This is a genomic window from Pseudomonas sp. NFACC51, from assembly GCF_900103575.1.
In the GTDB taxonomy this organism is placed as follows: Bacteria; Pseudomonadota; Gammaproteobacteria; order Pseudomonadales; family Pseudomonadaceae; genus Aquipseudomonas; species Aquipseudomonas fluorescens_Q.
Genome location: NZ_FMXH01000004.1, coordinates 309,282 through 335,254, shown reverse-complemented (window position 1 = coordinate 335,254; position 25,973 = coordinate 309,282). Strand labels below are relative to the sequence as shown.

29 protein-coding genes are annotated in these 25,973 nt (G+C 61.1%); 18 read left to right on the top strand and 11 right to left on the bottom strand.

The features are described from left to right. Positions 1-171 precede the first annotated feature (171 nt). Positions 172-780, top strand: coding sequence for a TetR/AcrR family transcriptional regulator (locus BLT00_RS10965; RefSeq protein WP_092145217.1), 609 nt, complete (start codon positions 172-174; stop codon positions 778-780). Between the two features lie 23 nt (positions 781-803). Here the strand turns inward: BLT00_RS10965 and BLT00_RS10960 are convergent, their stop codons facing one another. Next, positions 804-1,337 carry a DUF1003 domain-containing protein gene (locus BLT00_RS10960; protein ID WP_092145215.1) on the bottom strand — a complete coding sequence of 178 codons (534 nt, stop codon included), beginning with the start codon at positions 1,335-1,337 and terminating at the stop codon, positions 804-806. A gap of 93 nt (positions 1,338-1,430) precedes the next feature. Then, positions 1,431-2,378, bottom strand: a complete 948-nt coding sequence (locus tag BLT00_RS10955; protein ID WP_092145213.1) for a LysR family transcriptional regulator — start codon at positions 2,376-2,378, stop codon at positions 1,431-1,433. A gap of 14 nt (positions 2,379-2,392) precedes the next feature. Here BLT00_RS10955 and BLT00_RS10950 point away from each other — a divergent pair, with 14 nt between their 5' ends. Beyond that, positions 2,393-3,103 carry a CTP synthase C-terminal region-related (seleno)protein gene (locus tag BLT00_RS10950; protein WP_092145211.1) on the top strand — a complete coding sequence of 237 codons (711 nt, stop codon included), beginning with the start codon at positions 2,393-2,395 and terminating at the stop codon, positions 3,101-3,103. Next, a complete protein-coding gene (locus BLT00_RS10945; protein ID WP_092145209.1) occupies positions 3,100-3,414 on the top strand; it encodes an antibiotic biosynthesis monooxygenase family protein in 315 nt (104 codons plus the stop codon). The genes BLT00_RS10950 and BLT00_RS10945 overlap by 4 nt, the downstream gene beginning before the upstream one ends. A gap of 216 nt (positions 3,415-3,630) precedes the next feature. Here the strand turns inward: BLT00_RS10945 and BLT00_RS10940 are convergent, their stop codons facing one another. Beyond that, positions 3,631-3,957, bottom strand: a complete 327-nt coding sequence (locus tag BLT00_RS10940) for a DUF2025 family protein (protein ID WP_063324689.1) — start codon at positions 3,955-3,957, stop codon at positions 3,631-3,633. A 243-nt stretch (positions 3,958-4,200) separates the two neighbouring features. Between BLT00_RS10940 and BLT00_RS10935 the strand changes: the two genes are divergently transcribed. Next, a complete protein-coding gene (locus BLT00_RS10935) occupies positions 4,201-5,328 on the top strand; it encodes a glycerophosphodiester phosphodiesterase (RefSeq protein WP_092145207.1) in 1,128 nt (375 codons plus the stop codon). 123 nt (positions 5,329-5,451) lie between these two features. Continuing rightward, on the top strand, positions 5,452-5,757 hold the full coding sequence (locus BLT00_RS10930; RefSeq protein WP_092145205.1) for a PepSY domain-containing protein: 306 nt from the start codon (positions 5,452-5,454) through the stop codon (positions 5,755-5,757). Positions 5,758-5,836: 79 nt separating this feature from the next. On the opposite strand, the gene BLT00_RS10925 is transcribed toward BLT00_RS10930, so the two are convergent. Continuing rightward, positions 5,837-7,462 (bottom strand): methyl-accepting chemotaxis protein, encoded by a 1,626-nt coding sequence (locus BLT00_RS10925; RefSeq protein WP_092145203.1) that lies wholly within the window; start codon positions 7,460-7,462, stop codon positions 5,837-5,839. 244 nt (positions 7,463-7,706) lie between these two features. On the opposite strand from BLT00_RS10925, the gene BLT00_RS10920 reads away from it, so the two are divergent. From BLT00_RS10920 to BLT00_RS10910, 4 genes are all read left to right on the top strand, one after another. Then, a complete protein-coding gene (locus tag BLT00_RS10920; protein WP_063324685.1) occupies positions 7,707-8,729 on the top strand; it encodes a transporter in 1,023 nt (340 codons plus the stop codon). A gap of 142 nt (positions 8,730-8,871) precedes the next feature. Then, positions 8,872-9,015 carry a hypothetical protein gene (locus BLT00_RS31855; RefSeq protein WP_003204853.1) on the top strand — a complete coding sequence of 48 codons (144 nt, stop codon included), beginning with the start codon at positions 8,872-8,874 and terminating at the stop codon, positions 9,013-9,015. 37 nt (positions 9,016-9,052) lie between these two features. Continuing rightward, the gene (locus tag BLT00_RS10915) at positions 9,053-9,283 is read left to right on the top strand and encodes a hypothetical protein (RefSeq protein WP_092145201.1); all 231 of its coding nucleotides are present in this window, start codon (positions 9,053-9,055) and stop codon (positions 9,281-9,283) included. 102 nt (positions 9,284-9,385) lie between these two features. Beyond that, the gene (locus tag BLT00_RS10910) at positions 9,386-10,585 is read left to right on the top strand and encodes an MFS transporter (protein WP_092145199.1); all 1,200 of its coding nucleotides are present in this window, start codon (positions 9,386-9,388) and stop codon (positions 10,583-10,585) included. Here the strand turns inward: BLT00_RS10910 and arfB are convergent. Both arfB and BLT00_RS10900 read right to left on the bottom strand, forming a co-directional pair. Continuing rightward, positions 10,582-10,995 carry an alternative ribosome rescue aminoacyl-tRNA hydrolase ArfB gene (arfB, locus tag BLT00_RS10905; RefSeq protein WP_092145197.1) on the bottom strand — a complete coding sequence of 138 codons (414 nt, stop codon included), beginning with the start codon at positions 10,993-10,995 and terminating at the stop codon, positions 10,582-10,584. The genes BLT00_RS10910 and arfB overlap by 4 nt on opposite strands. Before the next feature lie 337 nt (positions 10,996-11,332). Further along, on the bottom strand, positions 11,333-12,751 hold the full coding sequence (locus BLT00_RS10900; protein ID WP_092145195.1) for an amino acid permease: 1,419 nt from the start codon (positions 12,749-12,751) through the stop codon (positions 11,333-11,335). Between the two features lie 937 nt (positions 12,752-13,688). Between BLT00_RS10900 and BLT00_RS31850 the strand changes: the two genes are divergently transcribed. Beyond that, entirely contained in the window at positions 13,689-13,826 is a 138-nt protein-coding gene (locus tag BLT00_RS31850) for a hypothetical protein (protein WP_003178782.1), read from the top strand. A gap of 92 nt (positions 13,827-13,918) precedes the next feature. Then, positions 13,919-14,884 (top strand): M29 family metallopeptidase, encoded by a 966-nt coding sequence (locus BLT00_RS10895; protein ID WP_092145194.1) that lies wholly within the window; start codon positions 13,919-13,921, stop codon positions 14,882-14,884. 181 nt (positions 14,885-15,065) lie between these two features. On the opposite strand, the gene rluB is transcribed toward BLT00_RS10895, so the two are convergent. The 5 genes from rluB to BLT00_RS10870 all read right to left on the bottom strand — a co-directional run bounded on the left by rluB (position 15,066) and on the right by BLT00_RS10870 (position 19,907). After that, the gene (gene rluB, locus BLT00_RS10890) at positions 15,066-16,301 is read right to left on the bottom strand and encodes a 23S rRNA pseudouridine(2605) synthase RluB (protein WP_060740973.1); all 1,236 of its coding nucleotides are present in this window, start codon (positions 16,299-16,301) and stop codon (positions 15,066-15,068) included. 297 nt (positions 16,302-16,598) lie between these two features. Continuing rightward, positions 16,599-17,558, bottom strand: a complete 960-nt coding sequence (gene scpB, locus BLT00_RS10885; RefSeq protein ID WP_092145192.1) for an SMC-Scp complex subunit ScpB — start codon at positions 17,556-17,558, stop codon at positions 16,599-16,601. A gap of 11 nt (positions 17,559-17,569) precedes the next feature. Further along, complete coding sequence (locus BLT00_RS10880; protein WP_165826070.1) at positions 17,570-18,268, bottom strand: segregation and condensation protein A; 699 nt, start codon at positions 18,266-18,268, stop codon at positions 17,570-17,572. 132 nt (positions 18,269-18,400) lie between these two features. Next, positions 18,401-19,030 (bottom strand): L-threonylcarbamoyladenylate synthase, encoded by a 630-nt coding sequence (locus BLT00_RS10875; RefSeq protein ID WP_063325238.1) that lies wholly within the window; start codon positions 19,028-19,030, stop codon positions 18,401-18,403. A gap of 13 nt (positions 19,031-19,043) precedes the next feature. Next, entirely contained in the window at positions 19,044-19,907 is an 864-nt protein-coding gene (locus BLT00_RS10870) for a PHP domain-containing protein (protein WP_060740970.1), read from the bottom strand. A gap of 87 nt (positions 19,908-19,994) precedes the next feature. On the opposite strand from BLT00_RS10870, the gene BLT00_RS10865 reads away from it, so the two are divergent. The 7 genes from BLT00_RS10865 (at position 19,995) to BLT00_RS10835 (ending at position 25,960) form a co-directional block, all read left to right on the top strand. Then, the gene (locus BLT00_RS10865) at positions 19,995-20,591 is read left to right on the top strand and encodes a septation protein A (RefSeq protein ID WP_063324677.1); all 597 of its coding nucleotides are present in this window, start codon (positions 19,995-19,997) and stop codon (positions 20,589-20,591) included. Between the two features lies 1 nt (position 20,592). Next, a complete protein-coding gene (locus BLT00_RS10860; RefSeq protein WP_057452480.1) occupies positions 20,593-20,892 on the top strand; it encodes a YciI family protein in 300 nt (99 codons plus the stop codon). Between the two features lie 107 nt (positions 20,893-20,999). Further along, on the top strand, positions 21,000-21,410 hold the full coding sequence (locus tag BLT00_RS10855) for an SH3 domain-containing protein (protein WP_063324676.1): 411 nt from the start codon (positions 21,000-21,002) through the stop codon (positions 21,408-21,410). A gap of 7 nt (positions 21,411-21,417) precedes the next feature. Then, positions 21,418-22,095, top strand: coding sequence for a response regulator transcription factor (locus BLT00_RS10850; protein ID WP_063324675.1), 678 nt, complete (start codon positions 21,418-21,420; stop codon positions 22,093-22,095). Positions 22,096-22,405: 310 nt separating this feature from the next. Further along, complete coding sequence (locus BLT00_RS10845; RefSeq protein ID WP_092145190.1) at positions 22,406-22,843, top strand: Spy/CpxP family protein refolding chaperone; 438 nt, start codon at positions 22,406-22,408, stop codon at positions 22,841-22,843. A 65-nt stretch (positions 22,844-22,908) separates the two neighbouring features. After that, positions 22,909-24,249 carry a sensor histidine kinase gene (locus BLT00_RS10840; RefSeq protein WP_063324673.1) on the top strand — a complete coding sequence of 447 codons (1,341 nt, stop codon included), beginning with the start codon at positions 22,909-22,911 and terminating at the stop codon, positions 24,247-24,249. Positions 24,250-24,532: 283 nt separating this feature from the next. Next, positions 24,533-25,960: a di-heme oxidoreductase family protein gene (locus tag BLT00_RS10835; RefSeq protein ID WP_092145188.1), complete on the top strand. Its 1,428-nt coding sequence runs from the start codon at positions 24,533-24,535 to the stop codon at positions 25,958-25,960. The last annotated feature ends 13 nt before the right edge of the window (positions 25,961-25,973 follow it).

The following is a 25,973-nucleotide window of genomic DNA, read 5'->3' as shown; positions in this document are numbered from 1 at the left end:
CGTCGGCGCAATTGCGCTTCGCCGTTGTGGGACGCTGGATGGCCGTTGCATGCACGCTCAGCCGCTTGACTCAAAAAACTACACCACTCGGTGTACTTTCTAGATTGCATGAATCCCGGCAGCAAGTAAACTGCCGAGTGTAAGTTCTCTCATCTCACCGACGAATTGCCCATGACCGTACCGCAGCGCCTTACCGAGCGAAAACGCGAAGCCATCCTCCAGGCCGCGATTGCTGAATTCCGTAGCAGCGGTTTCGAGATCACCAGCATGGACAAGATTGCGGCGACTGCCGGCGTATCGAAGCGCACGGTGTATAACCATTTTCCGAGCAAGGAAGAGTTGTTTGCCGAAATTCTGAATCGGTTATGGAACAGCATTACCGCGGAACAGGACATGCCCTACAGCCCGCGAAAGCCGCTACGGGAGCAGCTGCAAACGTTGCTGCAAGCCAAACTGCACATGCTGGCGGACGAGAACTTCCTTGACCTGGCGCGCATCGCCATCGCCGCAACCATTCATTCCCCGGAGCGGGCGCGGGACATGGTGTCGCGCATGGGCCAGCGGGAAGAAGGCCTGACGGCCTGGATTCGCCAAGCCCAGGCCGATGGCCGGTTGAAAGCCGTGGAACCAGCATTTGCCGCCCAGCAAATGCATGGGCTGCTCAAGACGTTCGCCTTCTGGCCGCAGGTCTCGATGGGGCAACCCAGCCTGACCCAGGATGAGCAGGCCCAGGTGATCGAATCGGCCCTCGACATGTTCCTGAGCCGTTACCAGGCTTGATCAAGAAGTCTTGGCGTGAAGGGCTATTGAACCGATGGGTTGTGCACGACCTTCTGGTGCATTTCAGTGGTCAAGTTGTCGATGCGCTCGGTCAATGCCTTGGTCATTTCCGTCAGGCGGGTGTTCTGTTCCAACAACTCAAGTAACTGCGCCGTATTCTGCGCGGCCTGGGCCTGGCGCTCGCTATTGGCGATGGCCAAGGCTTCACGATGCTGGGCATCGGCTTCCGCCTGGGCTTTGTCCCGAGCAGCCTGACGGGTTTGTGCCAGCAAGATCAGCGGCGCGGCATAGGCTGACTGCAGGCTGAACGCCAGGTTCAGCAAAATGAATGGGTAAGCATCGAAATGAAAGACCCCCAGCAGGTTCAGGCTGACCCATATCAACACGATCAAGGTTTGCGCGCCGAGGAACATCGGCGTCCCGAAAAAACGCGCAAACGCCTCCGCTCTCAGCGCAAAGCGGTCATTGCCGAAGGTCGGCGCCAGATGCGCGTGGGGGCGATGAAAACGCAAGTGGTCAACGGGTGCGGCGGGAGTGGGTTGGGAAGACTTCGTCATCGTGATGTTCTCTGCCAAGGGCGGGTGCTTGAGGCACTATAATCGTTGGGGGCCCATCATCCATTGAGTCATGCACACCCTACTCGTTAAAAGTCAGCGCCAGCGCAGATTGCGCCCCAGCTCATCGAACAAGCTCACCACCGAGCGCAAGGCCCGGCAGTCAGGGCGAGTCAGGAGCCACAGGGCGGTGTCATACCCCTCCAGCGGTTCGCCAAGGGGTATCAGGCCCTGGTGTTCATCGATCAGAAAGTCTGGCAGCGCCGCCACCCCCAAGCCGGCTCGCACCAGTTCGGTGACCGAGAGCATGCTGTTGCAGCGATAGGCGGGCACCACGGCGGGTAGATGTTGGCGGCGCCAGGCTACGGTGGGGTGATCCGGGAGAAAATCGTCCGACGCGATCCAGGTCATGGAAGCCAGGTCATCCGTATTCGCCAAGCGCAGGTAGGTGGCGCTGGCGCATACCCGGTATGCCACATCGCCCAGATTTCGACCGACCAGGTGTTCCGGCGGCGTACGGGTCAGGCGTAACGCGATGTCGGCATCGCGGCGGCTCAGGTTGGCGAAGTCGTTCGAGGTGCTCAGCTCAAGGGTCAACGCCGGATACGCGGGCATGAAACGCGCCAGCGCAGGCAGCAGCAACGCTTGCAGGACCGAGTCGCTGCACGTCAAGCGTACCGTCCCGCTGATGACCTCGCCGCCCTGCTCCACCCCCACCCGCGCCGCCTCCAAGGCCTGTTCGGCGCGCTCGGCTTGCTCGGCCAGCGCCTGGGCCAGGCTCGTGGGCAAGTACCCGGAACGGCTTTTTTCGAACAAGGGCTGGCCCAGGGCCGCCTCCAGCCGACGTACCGAACGAAACACCGTGGACACATCCACCTGCAGCAATCGAGCGGCCCGGGCCAATGAGCCGCCACGGACCAGTGCGAGGATCAGGGACAGGTCGGGATAGTCCAGACGATAGTGCACTGCTGCATTGATCACTTGTATAAACGCCAATATTGATTGCGTGAACGCCAATCTATAGTGGCGACCAGGAATCAACAAGCGGCGACTCTCCCATGGAAAAACAGCGTCCTTTACACATCGCCCTGGTCGGCGACCATGCCCCCCAGATAACGGCTCATCGGGCAATCCCCATCGCCCTTGAGCTCATCACCAGACAAACCGGCCAAGACATTCACTTCCAATGGTTGGCAACCGACTCCATCGCTGACAACAGCGTTCTAAATGACTTCAACGGCGTCTGGTGCGTGCCCGGCAGTCCTTACCGAAGTGAAGACGGCGCCGTGCAAGCGATTCGTTTTGCCCGCGAACAGCGTCGCCCTTTCCTCGGCACCTGCGGTGGTTTTCAGCATGCCGTGCTGGAATACGCGCGCAATGTGATGGGTTGGGCCGATGCCGCCCATGGCGAAACCGATCCCGAAGCTAAACGCGCGCTGTTGACGCCGCTGAGCTGTGCCTTGATCGAAACCATCGATAGCCTTCAGCTCGATGCGGACTCGTTGATTGCCAAGGCTTATGGTCGCCAGATGGTATTCGAGGGCTACCATTGCCGCTTCGGGGTCAACCCGAACTTTGAAGAAGACTTGCTCAATCAGCGCCTGCATCCCGTGGCCCGAGACTCGGCCGGCGGCCTGCGAGCGGTGGAGCTGCAGGACCATCCGTTCTTCGTCGCCACGCTGTTCCAGCCTGAACGTGCCGCATTGGAAGGGCGCGTGCCGCCGCTGGTCAGCGCGTTTGTCCAAGCCTGCGCCAGGACAACGCCATGAACGCCCACTACTACGCAGTGATTTTCACCTCCCTGCGCACCGAGGGGAACCAAGGATACGCCGAAGCCGCCGAGCGCATGCTGGCCTTGGCTCGAGAGCAGCCGGGGTTTCTCGGTGTCGAATCGGCGCGTGGCGAAGATGGCCTGGGGATTACCGTGTCCTATTGGAGCGATGAAGCCGCGATCCTGGCCTGGAAGCAGCATCCCGAACACTGCGCGATCCGTGAGCGCGGCCGCTCCACCTGGTATAGCCATTGCCATACGAGGGTGTGCAAGGTCGAACGCGACTATGCCTTCCAACGCCCAATCTAATGTCACAGTGTTTACCGTTGATCAATCTGTAGCGTGATAGCAGGGAAGCTTTTGTGGCGAGGGAGCTTGCTCCCGCTTGAGTGCGCAGCGCTCATCGCTTTTTTGCGGGCCGCTGCGCGACCCAGCGGGAGCAAGCTCCCTCGCCACAGGACCGTGCCATTCCAAAAATCCTTGTGGGCTCCCACAGGATCTCTGTTCAACGCAAGCTCGAGGGCTTCAGCCCTCCACCAACTGCCGCACCGCCACGATCTCTGGCAAATCACTGCGGGCCATGTACACCCGCAAGGGTTCGGTGAGGTTGATCCGGTCGTCGATGTGCTGGTCCAGCAGCAACTGGATCCGCTCGCGCTTGAGGGCCATGGTGCCGTCTGCCACGGGGGCCCAGACAAATTCGCAGGTGGGGATGATGCCGTCGTCGGCCACGTCCATGCCGAAAGCGTCTTCGCTGAAACGCACGATGTACTGGCCAGTCTTGCGGTTCAAGCCGACAAAACCCTTGAGCTGGTCGGCGGCCTGGCAGATGAATGTCGAAGTGGTGCGCATGGTAAACCTCATGGATGCGTCCCTCAGGACGTCTGATCAATGGTTTACACGCAGGGCAAGCGGACGCAGGATTTAAGGTTTCCCTCTGCCGGGGAAACTGATGCGGCAAGGGTACTGCAAAGCGGCCTGGAAATGCGTGGGAAAAATCTTCTTTGCACAGCTTTATGTCGGTATGGCGATAGCGCCGACCGCGTTCAGTTGTTAAAAGATAGTTTTTTGCACACCGACGAAAGGATTTCGAGCATGCCTGTCACCTTCACCCGCACCGCCTTGATGCTGAGCCTGTTGCTCGGCTTCGGCCAGCCCCAAGCGTCCGAGGCCCCAAGCCCCAAGGCCCTGGCAACCCTCCAGGGCATTCCGCACCCCGCCGTGATCGCCCACCGCGGGGCCTCGTTCGACGCGCCGGAATCTACTGCTGCCGCCTACAAGCTGGCCCGCGACCTGGGCGCCGATTACCTGGAACTGGACCTGCAACGCAGCAAGGACGGCGTGTTGTTCGTCCTGCATGACGACAGCCTGCTGCGCACCACGGATGTCGCGGTCAAATTCCCCGAGCGTAAGGACAGCACCGCCAACGAATTCACCATGGCGGAACTCAAGACGCTCGATGCCGGCAGTTGGTTCAACACCGCTTACCCGGACCGCGCGCGCCCTTCGTTCGCCGGCCTGAAGATCCTGACCCTCGATGAAGTGATCAATATCGCCGAGGGCAATCCGCAGCAAAAACCCGGGCTGTACATCGAAACCAAAGAGCCGAAACTGTTCCCCGGCATCGAGCGCGACCTGAAGGACAAATTGCAGGACCGCGGTTGGCTGAGCCCGGCCGGGTCGAAACTGGCCAAGCGGGCCACGGGAGTCGGCCAGGGCAAGGGCAAAGTCGTCTTGCAGACCTTTGAAAAGAGCAGTCTCGAACTGCTGCACAAAGAGATGCCGAAGGTGCCGAAGATCCTGCTGTTGTGGGTGGGCGAAGGCAACATCGAGCCCAAATCCAAGGTGCCTTTTGCCGAGTCCGGCGAAACGGACAAGGCCGCCTATTACGCCAAACAGGAACCCAAGGACAAGGCTGAATTCGAAAAATGGATTCAGTACGCCAAGGCCCAGGGCGCCGTTGGTACCGGGCCATCCGCGGCGTTGACCCATGGCGGCAGCCAGAGTTACGCGGACCTGGTGCAACCATGGATGAACCAGTACACCCATGACCAGGGTCTGCTGGTGCATGTCTACACCGTGGATGAAGCGGTGGACTTCAAGAAAGTGATGGATGCCGGTGTCGATGGCATCTTCACCAACCGTGCCAATGAGTTGCTCAAGTACTTCCAGCGTCCCGAGACAGGCAGCGTGGTGCAACTATTGGAAAAGAATGGCTACTGAGTCGCAAGACGGTTGCCAGGCAACTTGCTTCAGGTTTTTTCGAATTAAGGGTGAATTAAGTTGCCACAGTTAATCTGAGCTCACTTAAACGACTCACCCTTAACGACACCAAGGAAAGAACTCATGAAAACATTGACTGCCCTGTTTACCGCCGCTGCCCTGACCCTGACTGCTGGCCTGGCCCAGGCAGATGTTCGCGTCGATCAGATTCCTCAACTGGTCAAGGAAGGCAAGATCAAGTCCCTTGAGTCGATGAACGACGAAGCCCTGAAGTTGCACCCGGGCGCGACCATCACCGACACCGACCTGGATAACCACTTCAACGGTTATGAATATGAAGTCGAATTGAAAACCGCCGACGGCAAAGAGTTTGATGTTGATTTCGATGCCACTAACGGCAAAGTCTTGAGCAACAAGCAAGACACTTGATCCATCAGCAAAAAAGAGCCGCGCAACCTTGGGGTTGCGCGGCTCTTTTGCGTTTATCAATACCTGTCGCGAACGACCGTCAGGCACTCAACCGCGCCGTCACTTCATTCAACTGTCCCGACAAACCGTGCAAGTCCCGACTGGCGGCTTCGGTGCGCTGCACATTGTCCAGGTTAGTGCTGGCAATGCAGGTGATTTCCGTCAGGTTGCGGGATATGTCTTCGGCCACGGAAGTCTGCTCTTCGGCTGCGGTGGCGATCTGGCGGTTCATGTCGCGAATCGCTTCGACAGCCTGGGTGATGCGTTCGAGCATCACACCGGCCTGGGTCACTTGCTCCACACTTTCTTCGCTGCGCGATTGCCCACTCTCAATGGCGTGGGCCGCGTCCACCGCTCCCGTTTGTACAGTCTGGATAATCTGGTTGATCTCGATGATTGACGAGGCTGTACGCTGGGCCAGGCTGCGGACCTCATCGGCGACCACCGCGAAACCGCGCCCAGCCTCCCCGGCTCGCGCGGCTTCGATGGCAGCATTGAGGGCCAGCAGGTTGGTCTGTTCGGCGATCCCGCGGATCACCTCCAGCACCTTGCCGATGCGCCCGCTGTCGGTTTCCAACTGACGGATGACCGTGGCCGTGTTGGCGATCTCGCCGCGCATCCGGGTGATGGTGTGAATGGTCCCTTGCATGACCTTCTCGCCCTGCTGCGCCGATTGATCGGCGTCATCGGCCGCCCTTGCAGCGTCAGCCGCATGGCGGGCCACTTCCTGGGCTGTGGCGGACATTTCGTTCATCGCCGTCGCCACCTGATCGGTGCGTTCGAATTGCTCGCTGGTGCCCTGGCTCATCAGGCTGGCGATGGCATTGAGCTCACCGCTGGCACTGTCCAGTTCCGTGGCACTGCGTTGCAGGCGGGTAAAGGTTTCGGCAAGGAAATCGCGCAATGTGTTGGCCGCTACCGCCAGATTGCCCAACTCGTCCTGACGGTTGCTCGTCACACGCTCGGCGAAACGCCCATGGCTGAGTCGGGTCACGTAGTCGATCAGGTTACGGATCGGTTGAACCAGGTTGCGATTGACCAGCCACAGGCTGAACAGCCCAATCAGCACACCCGACACCAGCATGATCACGGTGCCCAGCATAATCGTGCGATCGGCGCCGGCACTGATCAGCGTCGATTGCTCGGTGGCCAGCTTGCGCAGCTCCACCACCAGCGCACTCATTTGCTCACTGGCCGCACGGTCCACGCCCTTGACCGCCGCATCGCCCGCCGCCGAATCGCCACCGGAGGCGACAAATGCGTCACGGCCCTTTTGGTAGGCAGCACCCAACTGACGATGTTCATCACGCAGGGCCACGATGCGGGTCTTGATTGGCGCCGGCACACCTTCACGCCCGCTCAATTGGCCAAGGATGTCTTGGACCTCACGCTGACGTTCCTCGAACTGCTTCCAGTATTTATCCAGGTCCGCCGGCTGCTTGCCGCGCAGCAGGACGTTTTTCCATTCCTGCACCTGCACCTTGAACTGCAGGTTGGCCTCGTCGATCAATTGCGAGGCACGCAACGGTCCATCGATCAGGTTGCGATAGTTCTGGACACCATTGGAAAGGAAATGAAAGGACGCCAGGGCGATCAGCAACATCGCCAGCAGGCTGCCGCTCAACAGGGCGAGAATCTGGGCTCGAAGGGATTTTTGTAGAATCATGGGGCGCAATCTCTAAGCAAGAGGAACAGGAACGATGTCCCGCCCCCATATCCGCAACACACCGAATACGGGGGATATGTACACGACATCGGCCTGCCCGGGGCATTCTTGAAACTTGGCGACTGCCGGTAGCGCCAGCTTGGCGGTGCGGATGGAACTGTCACAAAACCATCAAGAAAGCTTGCGAAGATGGCGTTCAAGTGAACCTGTAGCCGCGACAGGCACTTCCCGCCAGCGAGACTTCATGAACCACAGCCTTGATCAAAGCCACCGTGATCCGGACCTGTTCGGCCTGCTTTACGGGTTCCGTTTCCGCCCCGGCGAACGCGGGCAGGAAATCGATTCGGCCCAGGCCTTACGGAGCCTGCAACACCCGCAAGACTCGGATGAGTTCCTCTGGCTGCACCTGAACCTGGCCCACGCTGCGTGCGAGCGCTGGATGAAAGGTCACCTGGCCCTGCCCCAGGAATTTTTCGAAGCCTTGCACGAAGGCTCGCGCTCGACCCGCATCGAGCATGTCGACTCGGCGTTGCTGGCCGTGGTGAACGATGTCGTGTTCAACCTCAGCAACATGGTGTCCTCGGATGTCTCCACATTGTGGGTTTGCGTGCACAGCCGATTGATCGTCAGCGCGCGCCTGCAACCCTTGCACTCGGTCGACAAGCTGCGCTCGTCGGTGAAGGCCGGCGAGTGCTTTCGCTCGCCAGTGGAATTACTCGTGCACTTGCTGCGCGACCAGGGCGAAGTGCTGACCCAGATCGTGCGCAAGACCAGCCTGAGCGTCGACCAGGTCGAAGATCAATTGCTGTCCTCGCGGCTGTCCACCAACCGCGCCGAGCTGGGCAGCAACCGCCGGGTGCTGGTGCGCTTGCAGCGCTTGCTGGCCCTGGAGCCGGGTTCATTGCTACGTCTGCTCAACCGCCCGCCGCAATGGTTGCAGAAAGAAGACGTCAAGGAGCTGCGCAAATCCACCGAGGAATTCGCCCTGATCATCAACGACCTCACCGCGTTGAGTGAACGGATCAAGCTGCTCCAGGAAGAAATCGCCGCCAATCTCAACGAACAAAGCAACCGCACCCTGTTCACCCTGACGGTGGTCACGGTATTGGCATTGCCCATCAACATCATTGCCGGTTTCTTTGGCATGAACGTCGGTGGCGTGCCGCTTGCCAGCGATCCCGAAGGCTTCTGGATCCTGGTGGCACTGGTGGCAACCTTCACGCTGATTGCCGGCCGCTGGGCATTTCGCAAGCGAGGTGACTATTGAACATGACGTGTCTAGACAATCCCTTTTGTCGGCCCGACGGGATTTAAAAGTCTTTTTGTCATTTCTCCTGCTGTATCCTGCCCAGGCTTTGTAAAAGCGCGGATCTACCAGATCTATCCACAGACCTTGCGAGGAGCGCGATATGCACGAGATCCCTAATCTCCCCTTCCCAAGCCTGCACGACACTGAGCAGACGACCACGCTACAAGCCGGGGGGCAAGCAGACGCCCAGCAACCCGAGCCAAAAGAAGCCACTGAACGCCGCCAGGCCGACAGCGAAGACTGATTGACCCGCACCACCAGACCGTGTGGAAAGCGCTAAGATGCGCTTTCCACACCGCCTGAACCCCGAGCCCTCCATGACCGATGACACCCCTCCATTCAGCGAAGCCCAGGCCAGCGTACTGATCGGCACTGCCGAAAAAATGGTCGAGATCTGGACCCGCCTTCCTGCCGAGAAACAAGCGGCCCTGCTGGCGCGCTTTGGCAGCGAAGAAAACGCCATCGCCGCACTGGTTACCACACGCCTGGTCAGCGGTGAGAGCGGCAACTGAACCACCATTGGGCAAATAGTTTTACTTTTCTGCGCCCTGACCCCACGGTCGCCGTTATCATAAGCAGCCTATCTATCCTGCTGCTCCGTGGACCTTTACCCCATGTCAGATTCCCAGCGCCCCCTGGCGGTCACGCTGCAAGTCGTCTCCATCGTCCTGTTCACCTTCATCGGCTACCTGAATATCGGCATTCCCCTGGCCGTGCTGCCCGGGTTCGTCCACGGCGAACTGGGCTTCGGCGCAGTGATCGCCGGGTTGGTGATCAGCGTGCAATACCTGGCCACCCTGCTCAGTCGTCCTTACGCCGGGCGAATCATCGATAACCTGGGGAGCAAGCGCGCGGTGATGTTCGGCCTCGCCGGCTGCGGGCTGAGCGGCGCGTTCATGCTGGTCTCTGCCTGGACGCCCCACCTGCCCACGTTCAGCCTGATCAGCCTGCTGATCGGTCGTCTGGTGCTCGGCAGCGCGGAAAGCCTGGTGGGCTCCGGTTCGATTGGCTGGGGCATCGGCCGGGTCGGCGCGGCGAATACCGCCAAGGTGATTTCCTGGAACGGTATCGCCAGTTACGGCGCGCTGGCGATCGGCGCACCGCTGGGGGTGTGGCTGGTCAATGCGCTGGGGCTGTGGAGCATGGGCGTGAGCATTATCTTGCTCGGTTTGCTGGGGTTGGCATTGGCCTGGCGCAAAACCGCCGCGCCCATCGTCACTGGCGAACGCCTGCCGTTCATGCACGTGCTGGGGCGCGTCCTGCCGCACGGCTGCGGCCTGGCCCTGGGTTCCATCGGGTTTGGCACCATCGCCACGTTCATCACCCTGTACTACGCCACCCAGCATTGGGACAACGCGGTGTTGTGCCTGAGCCTGTTCGGCGCCAGCTTCATCGGTGCGCGCTTGCTCTTTGGCAACCTGATCAACCGAATGGGCGGCTTCCGCGTCGCCATTGCCTGCCTGTCGGTGGAAACCCTGGGCCTGTTGCTATTGTGGCTCGCACCGGATGCCCACTGGGCCCTGGCGGGCGCGGCGTTGAGCGGTTTCGGCTTCTCCCTGGTGTTTCCGGCGCTGGGCGTGGAAGCGGTCAACCTGGTGCCGGCCTCCAGCCGTGGGGCGGCGGTGGGGGCTTATTCACTGTTCATTGATTTGTCGCTGGGGATCACCGGCCCGCTGGCCGGTGCGATTGCTGCGGGCTTCGGCTTTGCCTCGATCTTTCTGTTCGCCGCATTCGCGGCCCTGGGCGGGTTGGCATTGAGCGTCTATCTGTACCGACAGGCGCCGAGGCATCGCCAGGAACGGGAGAAAAGCTAGAAGTCCACCTTGCCGCGGCCGGCCTTGATCGAGCCGCGCTTGGTCTTGGATTCCAGGCGACGCTTTTTCGAACCCAGGGTCGGTTTGGTCGGACGGCGCTTCTTCTCGACCTTGGTGGCGCTGAGGATCAGCTCGAGCAGGCGCTCCAGGGCATCGGCCCGGTTCTGTTCCTGGGTGCGGTACTGCTGGGCCTTGATGATCAACACACCGTCGCTGGTAATGCGACTGTCACTCAGGGCCAGCAGCCGCTCCTTGTAGAACTCGGGCAGCGACGAGGCCGGAATGTCGAAGCGCAAATGCACGGCACTGGAGACCTTGTTGACGTTCTGCCCCCCGGCCCCCTGGGCGCGGATGGCCGTCAGCTCGATCTCGGCATCCGGGATGTGCACGGTGTTGGAAATCGCCAGCATGGAAAGTGTCCGGTATCAGGCCCCACAGGATACCGCGAATCCCCCCGACAACGCCTAACCCTGTGGGAGGTGTGAGCCGGAAACGACAAACCCGGCACTTGGCCTAATGCGGTTCATTCAAGAAAAATGATGGACCTGTGGCGAGGGAGCTTGCTCCCGTTCGGCTGCGAAGCAGTCGAAAACCGGCGGGTGCGGTGCGTCTGATGCTCCGCATCTGGCAGGTTTTGGGGCCGCTTCGCGGCCCAGCGGGAGCAAGCTCCCTCGCCACGGGTTTGTCGATTGCCTTGAGTGAACAGCATTACGGCACTTCGCCGGTTTGTTGTTTTTTCAGGAGGGGTTACTTGGCTGCTGCCGCCACAGCCAGTTCCTGCCGCGCACTGCGCTTGTTCTTGATCCAATAGCACACGGCCATGAACACCACCCACACCGGAATCGCATAGACCGATACCTGGATGCCCGGGATCAACAACATCACGCCCAGGATGAACACCACGAACGCCAGGCAGATGTAGTTGCCGTACGGGTACCACAGCGCCTTGAACAGCGGCGTCTGATGGGTCTGGTTCATGTGCTGGCGGAACTTGAAGTGCGAGTAGCTGATCATCGCCCAGTTGATCACCAGGGTCGCGACCACCAGCGACATCAGCAACTCCAGCGCATGTTGCGGGATCAGGTAATTCAACAGCACCGCCACCAGCGTGACCGCCGCCGATGCGAGGATCGAACGCACCGGCACGCCGCGCTTGTCGATCTTGGACAAGACCTTGGGCGCATCGCCCTGCTCGGCCATGCCCAGCAACATACGGCTGTTGCAATAGGTGCCGCTGTTGTACACCGACAGCGCGGCGGTCAGCACCACGAAGTTGAGGATATGCGCTGCGACGTTGCTGCCCAGCATCGAGAACACCTGCACGAACGGGCTGCCGCTGTAGGCATCGCCGGAGGCGTTGAGCGTGCTCAGCAGGCTGTCCCAAGGCGTCAGGGACAGCAGCACCACGAGCGCACCGATGTAGAAAATCAGGATCCGGTAGATCACCTGGTTAATGGCCTTGGGGATCACGGTTTTCGGTTTGTCGGCCTCAGCGGCGGTGAAACCGAGCATTTCCAGGCCACCAAAAGAGAACATGATGATCGCCATGGCCATCACCAGGCCGCTGACGCCGTTGGGGAAAAACCCACCATGGGACCACAGGTTGGTCACCGACGCTTGCGGGCCGCCGTGGCCACTGACCAGCAAATAGCTGCCCAGGGCAATCATGCCGACAATCGCCACGACCTTGATGATCGCGAACCAGAACTCGGCCTCGCCGAAGACTTTGACGTTAGCCAGGTTGATGACGTTGATCAGGATGAAAAACGCCGCCGCCGACACCCAGGTCGGGATATCCGGCGCCCAGTAATGGATGTACTTGCCGACAGCAGTCAGTTCGGACATGCCCACCAGGATGTACAGAATCCAGCAGTTCCAACCCGACAGGAACCCGGCGAAACCGCCCCAATACTTGTGGGCGAAGTGGCTGAAGGACCCGGCGACTGGCTCTTCGACGATCATTTCGCCCAACTGGCGCATGATCATGAAGGCGATGAAGCCGCAGATGGCGTAGCCAAGGATCATCGACGGGCCGGCTGATTTCAGCACCCCCGCCGAGCCGAGGAACAGGCCAGTGCCGATCGCGCCACCGAGGGCGATCAGTTGAATGTGGCGATTTTTCAGGCCGCGTTTCAGCTCGCCCGAATGCGAGTTTTGTCCACTCATGAAAAGGGTCTCACGCAAGGTTTGATGATGTTCGTTAGACGTTGCCGCTCGAATCGGATCTCAAGCAGCGCCGATCAAACCCCAGCGCAGGCACCAGGAATTCAGCGTTTTTACAACGGTCATGCGTCACCTGTTTGTTTTTATCTGTGACGAAATCGAACCCGACACGCTTGTGGCGTGGCGGAGTGAACAAGGTGGATAACCTTGAAAGTGCGTGGGTACGCGAAGGGTCACAGTAAAACGCGGCGCATTGTACACCGCTGACCCCCTGCTGCCAGACACCACCGGATCAGCGTGTCGTTTGCCGGGATTGCATGGGGCCGCCCCGAACATGCCGGGCGGCTGCAAAAAAGTGTCCAGGCCCTTGCGAGCCCCTGAAGGGTATAGCGCTAAAAACGCTACGACGGGAGAAATGCACTTGAGCTGCGGCGTTCATTGCGCCTCCTTCTTGTTATTCACCTGCACGACAGGCATGAGGCGCATCTCACCCTGCCCATCGATTCGAAACAAGCGGGCCAGAGCTTTGGAAACCCCTGCAGGGCGGGGCTTACGGAAGTTTTTTCTTACGCTTTGGGAAAACGACGTTTCGGCCCCTCTCGACCGGCCTTTTACGTCAGCATTTCTTTACAACCCGTCACGCAAATTTTCCAAGTAGGAAATTTCCGTAGGCTGACTGCAAATTGACGGTAGGTAGCTACCTATTTAAAAAAACACCCAGGCGGCTGTTTTTGAATGAGTAATGTCGTCGCTGAAAATGGAACAAAAAGTTCAAACGAAAAAAATAAATTATTTTTTTGCAATCCAAAATTCCCTCGACTAGGTTTTCAGCGACTTGCCAAGGCATCGTGCCGACAAGTTCTGCGGTGCCGTCGCCGGCCTGTTTCCACTCGCCGAAGCGAGCCGCTTATTTCCGTAAAAGTCATCTAGGAGATTCACTATGCAAGCACTGGACAAAGACTTGGAAACCGAACTGCAACTGGACGAATGGTTTGAAGCCCCAACCCATGAAGCCGCCGTTGAAATGATGCAGGCCGATGCCGTCGTTCCATTCGGCACGGCGATGTGGCCTCTGTAGGCACCGCCCGGCGGAGGCGATCCGGCCGGTCGACTCCGCCACTTTTGCCGGTTGTCAGGGACGTTTAATGAACTTGTCAGGGAAGAATAAGCATGGACACGCAACGAGCCATCTCACATTTCCTTTACTACCTCGAACACCATCCCGCCCTGGCCGGCATCCAGCCCGCCAAGGTGTTGCTCGGCCATACCGCTGACTACGAAGCGCTGACCGGCGCCATCGCCGAACAGGCGGGCAGCGGCTCGCCCTTCCGGTTCAGTGCCATGCGCCTGGACCTCGAACCCACGGAGCGCCTGTCCAAGGCCATTGCCGACTGCGATCTGTATATTTTCTTCTACGACTCCTCGACCCTGCCCAACCCTCGTCCCGACGGCCCGGACTTTGTCCGCGCACTGCAAGGCGTGATGGCCGACAACTGGAAGAAATCGCTGCTGTTCAAGGACTACGGCGACTACTTCTACGACACCTTCAGCGTGATTCCCCAGCGTATCGCCGGGCTCAACAGTCACCTGATCCGACGCATGTCCCAGGCGGCGACCCTGAGTTTCCAGGATGACCACGGTTCATATTTCGACACAGTCCTGGGCGGCGTGAAGAAGTGGACCGACATCAACGGCCTCGGCAACTACGACCTGGCGCCCGGCGAAATCGCCACTCACAGCGACACCATCAATGGTCGGGTGAATTTCGTCGGCACCTTCCTGAGCACCATCCCGTTCGCACGTAAATACGGCGTGCTGCAATCGCCGCTGGAGCTGTGGATCGAAGACTCCACCATCCAGAAAATCGCCACCGACGTACCGGGCCTGGAGCACGACTTCAACAAGTACCTGGACGCCAACCCGTCCAATCGCCGCATCGAGGAACTGGGAATCGGCACCAATGAAGGGGTCAAGAGTCTTTATGCACGCAACGCCGGTTTCGAGGAGCGCCATTGCGGCCTGCACCTGGGACTCGGTGGCGGGGCCAAGGGCAGCCATCACCTGGACCTGATTTTCGAGAGCGGCGTATTGGCGCTGGATAACGAGCCGATGTTTGATGGGCGGTTTGTGCTTTAGAGGCAGTTGCAAGCGGCGAGCTTCAAGCGGCAAGAAAGAGCGAGCAGCCTCTGGATCGTGGTGTGGAGCTGCTCGCGAAGACGGCCGCACCGGCAGCGTATCAATAACGCCAGACACAAAAACGGCAACCTAGTGGTTGCCGTTTTTTCTTGCAGCTTGCAGCTAGAAGCTCATGGCTGCCTCACTCCGGCTTACGACGCCCGAACCCCGGACGCTGTCCCGAACCTGCCGGTGCACCACGGCGCTTGCCCGATGGCGCATCGCGATCGGCCAGGACGATACCCGGGCGCTTTTTCGGCGCGGGCTTGGCCGGACGCTTGGTGTCGGCCGGGCGATCGGCGACTGGCGTACCGCGGCCAGCCGGAGCACCGCGCCCCTCACCACGTTCAGTCCGACCATTGGCCGGACGCGGCGTACGTGGGCCACGCTCACCGTCCTGGCGAGGTGCAGGCTTGCGGGCCGGGCGTTCGCCTTCGATCTGCGGCTCGCGGGAAGGACGCGGGCCGGTCGCCACACCTTCAGCAGCCGGACGCAGGGTACGCACGCGCTCGGTCTTGCCCATCGGACGCGAGGACTTGCGCTGCATCCGCTCCAGCTTGTCCTTGCTCTTGGCGGTCATCTGCGGCATTGCTACCGGCTTGAGGCCCACTTCGGCCGCCAGGATGTCGACTTCGTACTGGCTCATTTCGCGCCAGCGGCCCATCGGCAGGTCGGAATTGAGGAACACCGGACCGAAGCGCACGCGCTTGAGGCGGCTGACCACCAACCCCTGGGATTCCCACAGACGCCGCACTTCACGGTTGCGGCCTTCCATCACCACGCAGTGGTACCAGTGGTTGAAGCCTTCACCGCCGGGCGCCTGCTTGATGTCGGTGAAACGCGCCGGGCCGTCTTCCAGCACGACGCCGGCCTTCAGGCGCTCGATCATCTCGTCATCGACTTCGCCACGCACACGCACAGCGTATTCGCGGTCCATCTCGTAGGACGGGTGCATCAAACGGTTGGCCAGCTCACCGTCGGTGGTGAACATCAGCAGGCCGGTGGTGTTGATGTCCAGGCGCCCGATGTTGATCCAGCGGCCCTCTTTCGGACGCGGCATCTTGTCGAACACGGTCGGACGGCCTTCCGGGTCGTCACGGGTGCAGATCTCGCCGTCGGGTTTGTTGTACATGATCACGCGACGCACCGTTTCGGCGGCCTCTTCGCGCTTGATCACCTTGCCATCGATGGTGATGGCGTCATGCATGTCGACACGCAGGCCCAAGGTGGCATCTTTGCCATTAACCTTGATCCGGCCCTGGGTGATCCAGGCTTCCACGTCACGGCGCGAACCAACGCCGATACGGGCGAGGACTTTTTGCAGCTTCTCGCCTGCTGGGCCGATTTCCTGGCTGTCGTTCTGGTCTTGGTCTTTCATTCTGGGCACCTCCCGGTGTGGTCGAGCCAGGCTTGGCCTGACGCTTTGAAAACGGGTCTTCGACGAAGGGATCGCCAAAGGGTCGCGAATCATACGCTCGTTGAGGCGATTGCGCATCAGAGACTAGCTGATCAACCCAGGCTCAGCGCTTTTTCCGCCGACCGGTGGCTGAAGGCCCCCTGTGGGGGCCGAGCTTGCTCGCGATAGCGGTGGGTCAGCTTGCATTGATGCTGAATGTTCCTCTGTCATCGCGAGCAGCTCGGCTCCCACAGGCGACCGCGTTCCAAACCAGTTGAATCAATCGTCGAACTGGCGCCGTTCGTTTTCGATCGCTTCGGCCAGGGCGCGGGCTTCGGCTTCCTCGTCGCTCAGTTCGGGTTCCGGCGGTTGGAGGGCGGCGACGGCGGCCAGCAGTTTTTCCCGGGCTTCGGCAACGCCGAGGATGTCTTCTTCCGGTTCAGGTTCAGGTTCAGGTTCAGGTTCAGGCTCCGACTCGCTGTCAGGCTCCGGCAACTCATCCGTCTCGCCTTCAGGCCCCGGCCCCTCACGCAGCAGGTCGTCGAAATCGGTCTTCAAGCCCTCCTCCATGGTGTCCAGCTCCAGCAACAACGAGTGGAAACTGGTCTCTTCCTTCGGCTCCTCAGGCTCGGCACTGGCGTCGGCCAATTCCTGCAGGCCTTGGGGCACCGGGGCGTCGTCGAACTCCAGCATCGGTTCGGGTTCCAGCTCCCGCAGTTCGGCCAGCGGCGGCAGGTCATCCAGGTTCTTCAGGTTGAAGTGATCGAGAAAGGCCTTGGTGGTGGCGAACATCGCCGGTTTGCCGGGCACATCGCGATAGCCGACGACGCGGATCCACTCGCGCTCCAACAGCGTCTTGACGATATGGCTGTTGACCGCCACGCCGCGCACATCTTCGATCTCGCCCCGGGTGATCGGTTGGCGATAGGCAATCAATGCCATGGTTTCGAGCATGGCGCGGGAGTAGCGCTGCGGCCGCTCCTCCCACAGGCGCCCGACCCATGGCGCGAACTTCTCGCGGATCTGCAGGCGATAACCGGACGCCACTTCCTTGAGCTCGAAGGCCCGTCCCTCGCAGGATTTGCCCAGCAGCGTCAGGGCTTTCTTGAACACGGCCGGCTCAGGTCGCTCGCCTTCTTCGAAGAGTTCGAACAGGCGCTCCATCGATTGCGGCTTTCCCGAGGCCAACAGGAAAGCTTCAAGCAAGGGGGCCAGCTCGCGGGGTTCAGTCAGATTCATTGATTTGCTCGTTATTCGGCTCGTGCCCGCACATGGATCGCTGCGAACGGCTCATTCTGTACCAGCTCGACCAAGGATTCCTTGACCAATTCCAAGACCGCCATAAACGTCACAACGACCCCCAGGCGCCCTTCCTCGGCGGTGAACAGCTCGACGAACGGCACGAAACCGCCGCCCTTGAGCCGCTCCAGCACATCGCTCATGCGCTCGCGGGTGGACAGCGCTTCGCGGCTGACCTGATGACTTTCAAACATATCGCCCCGGCGCAGAACCTCAGCCATGGACATCAGCAACTCTTCCAGGCTCACATCCGGCAGCAACTTGCGCGCCCGCGCCTCGGGGGCATCGAGCTTGGGCACCACCACATCGCGCCCGACCCGGTTCAAACCATCGAGGCCTTCGGCTGCGACCTTGAAGCGTTCGTACTCCTGCAAACGACGGATCAGTTCGGCCCGCGGGTCGTCTTCTTCCGCTTCGACCTCAGCCGAGCGCGGCAGCAGCATCCGCGACTTGATCTCGGCCAGCATGGCCGCCATCACCAGGTACTCGGCCGCCAGTTCCAGGCGCACCGACTGCATCAACTCGACGTAGCCCATGTACTGGCGGGTGATTTCCGCCACGGGGATGTCGAGGATGTTGATGTTCTGTTTGCGAATCAGGTACAGCAGCAGGTCAAGCGGGCCCTCGAAGGCTTCGAGGAACACTTCCAGCGCATCCGGCGGAATGTACAGGTCCAGGGGCATTTCCATGACCGCCTGGCCATAGACCATGGCAAACGGCAGCTCCTGCTGCGCGCCGGCCTGGCTGTCTGTACGCTCCACGGCGGTTTCCACGGCGGACATTCAGGCCTCGACCATGAACGGCGTCGGATCGCCACAACCGACGCGCACCACCTGGGGCTCGCCATCGGCCAGGTTGATCACCGTGGACGCCGACATGCCGCCGAAACCGCCGTCGATGATCAGGTCCACCTGATGCTCGAGGATCTGGCGCATCTCATAGGGATCGGTCAATGGATCGGTCTCGCCGGGCATGATCAGCGTCACGCTCATCAGCGGCTCACCCAGTTCCGCCAGCAGCGCCAGGGCAATGGGATGGCTTGGCACCCGCAGGCCGATGGTGCGCTTTTTCGGGTGCAGCAACAGCCGCGGGACTTCCCGCGTAGCATTGAGAATAAAGGTGTATGGCCCCGGCAAATGCGCCTTGAGCAGGCGGAAGGTGCCGGTGTCGATCTTGGCGAACAGGCCCAACTGCGACAGGTCGCTGCAGATGAGCGCGAAGTTGTGCTTGTCGTCCAGTTGACGCAGGCGTCTGACACGCTCCACGGCATTCTTGTCGCCGATCTGGCAACCGATGGCATAGGACGAGTCGGTGGGATAGACCACCACGCCACCGCTACGAATAATCTCCACGGCCTGTTTGATCAGGCGCGCTTGCGGGTTTTCCGGATGAATCTGGAAAAATTGACTCACGTGTTCTACCTGTTCAGACGGCGGCGGTAACGGGATCATGTTTGAATCTACACCATAGTGGTGGCAGATCTTCCGGCAACGGGCGGTACTCGCCAATCTCGGACCAGCCCCCAGGGCCATGGAAATCACTGCCGGCGGTGACCAGCAGGCCGAACTCACGGGCCAGGATCGCCAGGCTGCCGACCTGCTCGGCAGGCTGATGGCCGTTGACCACCTCAATGGCATGGCCCCCCGCTTGAATATAGTCGGCGACCAGGCGACGGCGCTTGCTGCGAGTGAAATCATAATGCCATGGATGTGCCAGGCTGACCCAGGCGCCAGCGGCCCGCAGGGTCTGGACGGTTTCTTCCAGCGTCGGCCAGTGCTGCTTGACATCCCCCAGCTTGCCGGCCCCCAGCCATTTGCGGAACGCTTCGGCGCGATCCTTGACGAACCCTTCGCGCACCATCCAGTCGGCAAAGTGTGGCCGGGCCGGTGCGTTGCCGCTGTCGCCCAGTTCCTGCTGGATCTGCCGGGCGCCGTCCAGCGCACCGGGCATGCCCTTGAGGGCCAGCTTGCGGCTGATCTCTTCGGAACGCAGCCAGCGCCCGTCGCGCAACTGCGCGATGGCCTGGACCAACGCGGGCGCATTCACATCGAAACCATAGCCCAGCACATGGATGGTCGCCCCGCCCCAGGTACAGGACAACTCGACCCCATTGACCAGTTGCATGCCCAGTGCCGTGGCGGCGCTGCGGGCCTCGTCGAGGCCTTCGAGGGTGTCGTGATCGGTCAGGGCCAGGACTCGCACGCCGTGCTCGAACGCCCGCGCCACCAGAACCGCAGGCGCCAGGGCGCCATCGGAGGCCGTGCTATGGCAGTGCAAATCAACATTCACGAGAGTTTGTTACCTCAAATCAGCTGGCCCTATCGCGGCCAAGGATGTTTGTTATTATGCCGCCACATCCTGCTTCTGGCTGCCACTGTGAAACAATTCATCGACTTCATCCCGCTCCTGCTGTTTTTCATCGTCTACAAACTTGATCCCCGGGCCGTCGACTTCGCCGGTCATTCCTTGACTGTAGGCGGTATTTACAGCGCCACCGCAGTGCTGATCATCAGTTCCCTGGTGGTCTACGGCGCATTGTTCGTGTCCCAGCGCAAGCTGGAGAAGAGCCAGTGGCTGACCCTGATCGCCTGCCTCGTGTTCGGCAGCCTGACCCTGGCGTTCCACAGCGAAACCTTCCTCAAATGGAAGGCCCCGGTGGTCAACTGGTTGTTCGCCCTCGCCTTCATCGGCAGCCACTTTGTCGGTGACCGCTTGCTGATCAAGCGCATCATGGGCCATGCCATCAACCTGCCAGAACTGATCTGGACCCGGTTGAACATCGCCTGGATCGCGTTCTTCCTGTTCTGCGGCGCCGCCAACCTGTTCGTTGCGTTCACGTTCCAGGACTACTGGGTCGACTTCAAGGTCTTCGGTAGCCTGGGCTTGACGCTGTTGTTCCTGATTGGCCAGGGTATCTACCTGTCCCGTCATCTGCATGATGCCGACCCCACTACGCCAAAAACCGAGGACTGACATGCTCTACGCAATCATTGCTACCGACGTCGCCAACTCCCTGGAAAAACGCCAGGCCGCTCGTCCCGCGCACCTGGAGCGCCTGCAAAAACTCCAGGACGAAGGCCGCGTAGTGCTGGCTGGACCGCATCCGGCGGTGGACAGCAATGACCCGGGCGCCGCGGGCTTCAGTGGCAGCCTGATGGTGGTCGAATTCGACTCGCTGTCCGCCGCGCAGCAATGGGCCGAGGCCGATCCGTTCGTTGCGGCCGGCGTCTATGCCAATGTCGTGGTCAAGCCATTCAAGCAAGTCATGCCGTAAATGCCCCTGGCGCGATGAGCCTTCGCGGCTCATTGCGTTCAATTGCTCATTGTTCTCGTTTGCCTGCCGACAACCTGTCTAATCTCGATTGGAATTCAGGAGTTGCAATGCGCAAAGGTCCGTTGTGCCTGTTATTGGTCACGTTGGCGATCGGGGCACCCGCCCATGGCGAGGAGAACACCGAGGGCAGTCATTCGACGCCTTTGTCCCTGAGTGCCGGCAGCCAGATCGCCGAACTGCAGCAACGCTTGAAAGACAGCGAACGCCAGCGCGAAGAACTGAGCAAGCAGTTGCAAAACGCTGACAGCGAACGCGAGAGCGCATTGCTGGCCCGGTTGCGCCAGGAGAACCAGCGCCTGAAGCTGCAACTCAAGGAAGCCCAGGCCAGCCCCCTGCCACGCCTGTTGACCGATCAACAGCAATGGTTTGTCATCGGTGCCGGGGTAGCGCTATTGGCCCTGCTGTGCGGTATCTTTGCCAGCGGTGGACGTAGACAACGTCGGCAATGGCTAAATTGAGTGAGTCATGAGCGAGCTGTTACTGATAGACGATGACCAGGAGCTGTGCGAGCTCCTCGTTAGCTGGTTGAGCCAGGAAGGTTTTCAGGTCCGGGCCTGTCACGATGGCCAAAGTGCCCGCAAGGCCCTGGCCGAAACCGCCCCGGCAGCCGTGGTACTGGACGTGATGCTGCCCGACGGCAGTGGCCTGGAACTGCTCAAGCAATTGCGCAGCGATCACCCGGAGCTGCCGGTGCTGATGCTGTCGGCCCGGGGTGAACCGCTGGACCGTATCCTCGGCCTGGAACTGGGCGCCGATGATTACCTGGCCAAGCCCTGCGACCCACGCGAACTGACCGCCCGCCTGCGCGCCGTGCTACGGCGCAGCCACCCGACGGCCGTGTCCACCCAGATCGAACTGGGTGACCTGACTTTCAGCCCGGTGCGTGGCGTGGTCAGCATCGATGAACAGGAACAGGCCCTCACCATTTCCGAAAGCCGCCTGCTCGAAGCGCTGCTCAAGCAGCCGGGCGAGCCGCTGGACAAGCAGGAACTGGCGCAGATCGCCCTGGGCCGCAAGCTGACCCTGTACGACCGCAGCCTCGACATGCACGTGAGCAACCTGCGCAAGAAGATCGGCCCCCACCCCGACGGCCGCCCGCGCATCGTGGCGCTGCGTAGCCGTGGCTATTACTACAGCCTTTAAAGGTTGTGGCTGCTATTACGGCCCTTGGAGGCTTTTGTGGCGAGGGAGCTTGCTCCCGCTCGGTTGCGCAGCAACCGCAAAATATTGGGGCCGCTTCGCAGCCCAGCGGGAGCAAGCTCCCTCGCCACAATGAACCAAGAGCCTTCCTCCTTCCCATTGCATGCCCCACGGGGTTTTGTGCAGGCTGTTTGTCAGGTCCGTACCAAAACCTCTTTACCCAAGCTTTACCCACCCCTGACCGCCGCTGACCTTGATCTCCGTAATCTGCACTCATCCGGAACTGACCGGGAATGAGACAAGGAGACACACCATGCGCAAGACCCTTATCGCTCTGATGTTCGCTGCTGCCCTGCCGACCGTCGCCATGGCCATGCCTGGAGACGCCGGCCCGATGGGTCCGATGGATGGCCCGCGCCACGGCGGCATGATGCATGACAAAGGTCCCTTCAGCGATCTGGACCTGAGCCGCGAACAGCGCCAGCAGATTCGCCGGATCATGGGCGAACAGCGCCACGAACAACGCGAACTGGTAGACAAGTACCTGGCCAAGCTGTCGCCAGCCGACCAGAAAGCCATGCAAGACGAAATGGACGCCCGGCATCAGAAGATCGATGCCCAGATCCGCGCGCTGTTGAAGCCTGAGCAGCAGAAAGAGTTCGACGCGATCCAGAAGAAACAGGCCGAGCGTCGCGCCGAGTGGGCTGAGTTCAAGGCCTGGAAAGCGCAACAGCCGCAAAAAGCGCAATAATGCACTGAAGCCCCCAGCCCAACGGCAAGTCGCCGTTGGGCTTTCTTTGTTTTCGAGGATTTACCGTGCGTTCATTGTTCTGGCGCATCCTGGCCAGTTTCTGGCTGGCCATCGCTCTGGTTGCAGGGCTTTCGCTCCTGATGGGCCACATGCTCAATCAGGACGCCTGGATCCTCAGCCGCCATCCGGGTCTCAACACCCTGCCCGAAGAGTGGACACAAACCTACGAAAGCCAGGGCGAGGACGCCGCGCAGGACATCCTGCAACAGCGCAAGCGTCAATATCACATCGACGTCCAAGTGTTCAATGAAAGCGGCGACCCGGTGGTGCGCGGCACCTTCCCACATCGCGCCGCGGCCTTCGAGGCTCGGCAGAACAACAACGAGCGACGCCTGCCCTGGCGGCGACTGACCGACGAATTCACCAGCGCCAAAACCGGCGACACGTATCTGTTCATCTACCGCATCCCCCATCCCGAACTGGACGCCTGGCACCGCGACAGCCTGCTCTGGCCCCTCAGTGCGCTGGGGATCGCGCTGGTGGTGCTGACCTTGTTCAGCCTGTTGGTGACGCTTTCCATCACTCGCCCGCTGAGCCGCCTGCGTGGTGCGGTGCATGACTTGGGCCAGGCCGCCTATCAGCAGAACAGCCTCGCCAAGCTGGCCAACCGGCGGGATGAGTTCGGCGTACTGGCCACTGACTTCAACCGCATGGGCGCACGCCTGCAAAGCTTGATCACCAGCCAGCGACAACTGCTGCGCGACGTGTCCCACGAACTGCGCTCGCCCCTGGCCCGGCTGCGCATTGCCTTGGCCTTGGCTGAACGGGCCAGCCCCGAGGAGCGTGAAAGGCTCTGGCCACGCCTGACCCGCGAATGCGATCGCCTGGAAGCGTTGATCAGTGAAATCCTGGTGTTGGCCCGGGTCGATGCCGACAACGCCAGCGCCGAAGAGGTGGAACTCAACGGTTTGCTGGTCACCCTGCAAAAAGATGCGCAACTGGCCTCACCGGAACAAACCGTGCAGCTCGAAACCGAGGCGGACCTGACCCTCAAGGGCTGGCCGACCATGATCGAGCGAGCAGTGGACAACCTGCTGCGCAACGCCCAGCGCTTCAATCCGGCCGGGCAATCGATCGAGATGCACGCGATGCGCCAGGGTGAACGGATCCTGATCAGCGTGCGCGACCACGGGCCAGGCGTGGATGCCGAACACCTGGGACAATTGGGCGAGCCGTTCTATCGCGCGCCCGGCCAGACCGCCGCCGGCCATGGCCTGGGCCTGGCCATCGCGCGCCGTGCCGCCGAACGCCACGGCGGCACGCTGGTGCTGGGCAATCATCCTGGCGGCGGGTTCATCGCGACGCTGGAGTTGCCGTTGGTGCCGGGGGCGGTCGTCCAGCCGTAACCTGCAAATGAACAGTTGATCTGTTGACTCCAGGGCAACGCTGCACCCTGTGGCGAGGGAGCTTGCTCCCGCTGGGCTGCGAAGCGGCCCCAAGATTTTGCGGTTGCTGCGCAACCGAGCGGGAGCAAGCTCCCTCGCCACAGGGAATCGAGCAAGCCTGAGTGAGCAGTGTTGCCGCCAGGCAAGCGCGACCCCCTCAACCAAACGATAATTCCTCTTATTCAAACAGCCCCGCCCTGTTAGACTTTGCGCCCTCGTTTTCACTCATCTCCCAGGACGCCCGATGCCGTCGTTGCCTCTTCGTTTATGTGCGTTGTTCATGGCCCTGGGCCTGAGCGCCTGCGATGATGCCCCGCGCTTTACCCAGGCCGAACCGGGTGAAGCCCGTTCCGGTGGCGCCGCGACAGTACGCAAGACGGACCAGAACGCCTTTTCCCTGCCCTCGGCCAACCTGCCGCCCTCACGGCGCGTGGATTTCAGCGTCGGCAACAGTTTCTTCCGCAGCCCCTGGGTGATCGCCCCCTCGACCACCACCGCTCGCGACGGCCTCGGGCCCTTGTTCAACACCAACGCCTGCCAGAACTGCCACATCAAGGACGGCCGCGGCCACCCACCTGCGCCGGACGCGACCACCGCGGTATCGATGCTGGTACGCCTGTCGATCCCCGACACACCGCCATACGCCAAGGTCATCGAACAATTGGGCGTCGTGCCGGAACCGGTTTACGGCGGGCAATTACAGGACATGTCCGTGCCCGGCGTCGCCCCCGAAGGCAAGGTGCGGGTCGATTACACGCCGGTCCCGGTGCGTTTCAAGGACGGCACCGTGGTGGAACTACGCAAGCCGGACCTGCAGATTACCCAACTGGCCTATGGGCCGATGCACCCGGACACGCGTTTTTCCGCCCGCGTCGCCCCGCCGATGATCGGCCTGGGACTGCTCGAGGCGATCCCCGACGAAGCCATCCTCGCAAACGCCGAAGCCCAGGCCCGGGAGAAAAACGGCATCGCCGGGCGTCCCAACGAGGTCTGGGACGATGCCCAGCAAAAAACCGTCCTGGGAAGGTTCGGCTGGAAGGCCGGACAGCCCAACCTCAACCAGCAGAACGTCCACGCGTTCTCCGGCGACATGGGCCTGACGACAAGCCTGCGACCCTTCGACGACTGCACCCAGACCCAGGTCGACTGCAAGCGTGCGCCCAGCGGCAACGGCCCGGATGGCGAACCGGAAGTCAGCGACAACATCCTGCGACTGGTGCTGTTCTATAGTCGCAACCTCGCCGTACCGGCCCGGCGCGAGGTGAATTCACCCCAGGTGCTGGCGGGCAAGAATCTGTTCTTCCAGGCCGGTTGCCAGTCCTGCCACACCCCGAAATACACCACCTCCGCCAACGCCGCCGAACCGGAGTTGGCGAACCAGGTCATCCGCCCTTACACCGACCTGCTGTTGCACGACATGGGCGAAGGCCTGGCGGACAACCGCAGCGAATTCAAGGCCAGCGGCCGTGACTGGCGAACCCCGCCGCTGTGGGGCATCGGCCTGACCGAAACCGTCAACGGCCACACCCAGTTCCTGCATGACGGCCGGGCCCGCAACCTGCTCGAAGCCGTGCTGTGGCATGGCGGCGAAGCACAAGCGGCGCAGCGTCAGGTTTTAGCGTTCAATGCCGAGCAGCGCACTGCGTTGCTGGCCTTCCTGAATTCCCTTTAAATGCCTTTTCCAG

Coding starts and splice junctions, on each gene's coding strand:
- BLT00_RS31850 (WP_003178782.1), top strand. CDS start 13,689: ATGCAAGCACTGGACAAAGACTTGGAAACCGAACTGCAACTGGACGAA.
- BLT00_RS10940 (WP_063324689.1), bottom strand. CDS start 3,957: ATGCGCACCACTTCGACATTCATCTGCCAGGCCGCCGACCAGCTCAAG.
- BLT00_RS10855 (WP_063324676.1), top strand. CDS start 21,000: ATGCGCAAAGGTCCGTTGTGCCTGTTATTGGTCACGTTGGCGATCGGG.
- BLT00_RS10850 (WP_063324675.1), top strand. CDS start 21,418: ATGAGCGAGCTGTTACTGATAGACGATGACCAGGAGCTGTGCGAGCTC.
- BLT00_RS10845 (WP_092145190.1), top strand. CDS start 22,406: ATGCGCAAGACCCTTATCGCTCTGATGTTCGCTGCTGCCCTGCCGACC.
- BLT00_RS10945 (WP_092145209.1), top strand. CDS start 3,100: ATGAACGCCCACTACTACGCAGTGATTTTCACCTCCCTGCGCACCGAG.
- scpB (WP_092145192.1), bottom strand. CDS start 17,558: ATGAATCTGACTGAACCCCGCGAGCTGGCCCCCTTGCTTGAAGCTTTC.
- BLT00_RS10835 (WP_092145188.1), top strand. CDS start 24,533: ATGCCGTCGTTGCCTCTTCGTTTATGTGCGTTGTTCATGGCCCTGGGC.
- BLT00_RS10930 (WP_092145205.1), top strand. CDS start 5,452: ATGAAAACATTGACTGCCCTGTTTACCGCCGCTGCCCTGACCCTGACT.
- BLT00_RS10960 (WP_092145215.1), bottom strand. CDS start 1,337: ATGACGAAGTCTTCCCAACCCACTCCCGCCGCACCCGTTGACCACTTG.
- BLT00_RS10925 (WP_092145203.1), bottom strand. CDS start 7,462: ATGATTCTACAAAAATCCCTTCGAGCCCAGATTCTCGCCCTGTTGAGC.
- arfB (WP_092145197.1), bottom strand. CDS start 10,995: ATGCTGGCGATTTCCAACACCGTGCACATCCCGGATGCCGAGATCGAG.
- BLT00_RS10910 (WP_092145199.1), top strand. CDS start 9,386: ATGTCAGATTCCCAGCGCCCCCTGGCGGTCACGCTGCAAGTCGTCTCC.
- rluB (WP_060740973.1), bottom strand. CDS start 16,301: ATGAAAGACCAAGACCAGAACGACAGCCAGGAAATCGGCCCAGCAGGC.
- BLT00_RS10895 (WP_092145194.1), top strand. CDS start 13,919: ATGGACACGCAACGAGCCATCTCACATTTCCTTTACTACCTCGAACAC.
- BLT00_RS10915 (WP_092145201.1), top strand. CDS start 9,053: ATGCGCTTTCCACACCGCCTGAACCCCGAGCCCTCCATGACCGATGAC.
- BLT00_RS10900 (WP_092145195.1), bottom strand. CDS start 12,751: ATGAGTGGACAAAACTCGCATTCGGGCGAGCTGAAACGCGGCCTGAAA.
- BLT00_RS31855 (WP_003204853.1), top strand. CDS start 8,872: ATGCACGAGATCCCTAATCTCCCCTTCCCAAGCCTGCACGACACTGAG.
- BLT00_RS10860 (WP_057452480.1), top strand. CDS start 20,593: ATGCTCTACGCAATCATTGCTACCGACGTCGCCAACTCCCTGGAAAAA.
- BLT00_RS10935 (WP_092145207.1), top strand. CDS start 4,201: ATGCCTGTCACCTTCACCCGCACCGCCTTGATGCTGAGCCTGTTGCTC.
- BLT00_RS10920 (WP_063324685.1), top strand. CDS start 7,707: ATGAACCACAGCCTTGATCAAAGCCACCGTGATCCGGACCTGTTCGGC.
- BLT00_RS10965 (WP_092145217.1), top strand. CDS start 172: ATGACCGTACCGCAGCGCCTTACCGAGCGAAAACGCGAAGCCATCCTC.
- BLT00_RS10950 (WP_092145211.1), top strand. CDS start 2,393: ATGGAAAAACAGCGTCCTTTACACATCGCCCTGGTCGGCGACCATGCC.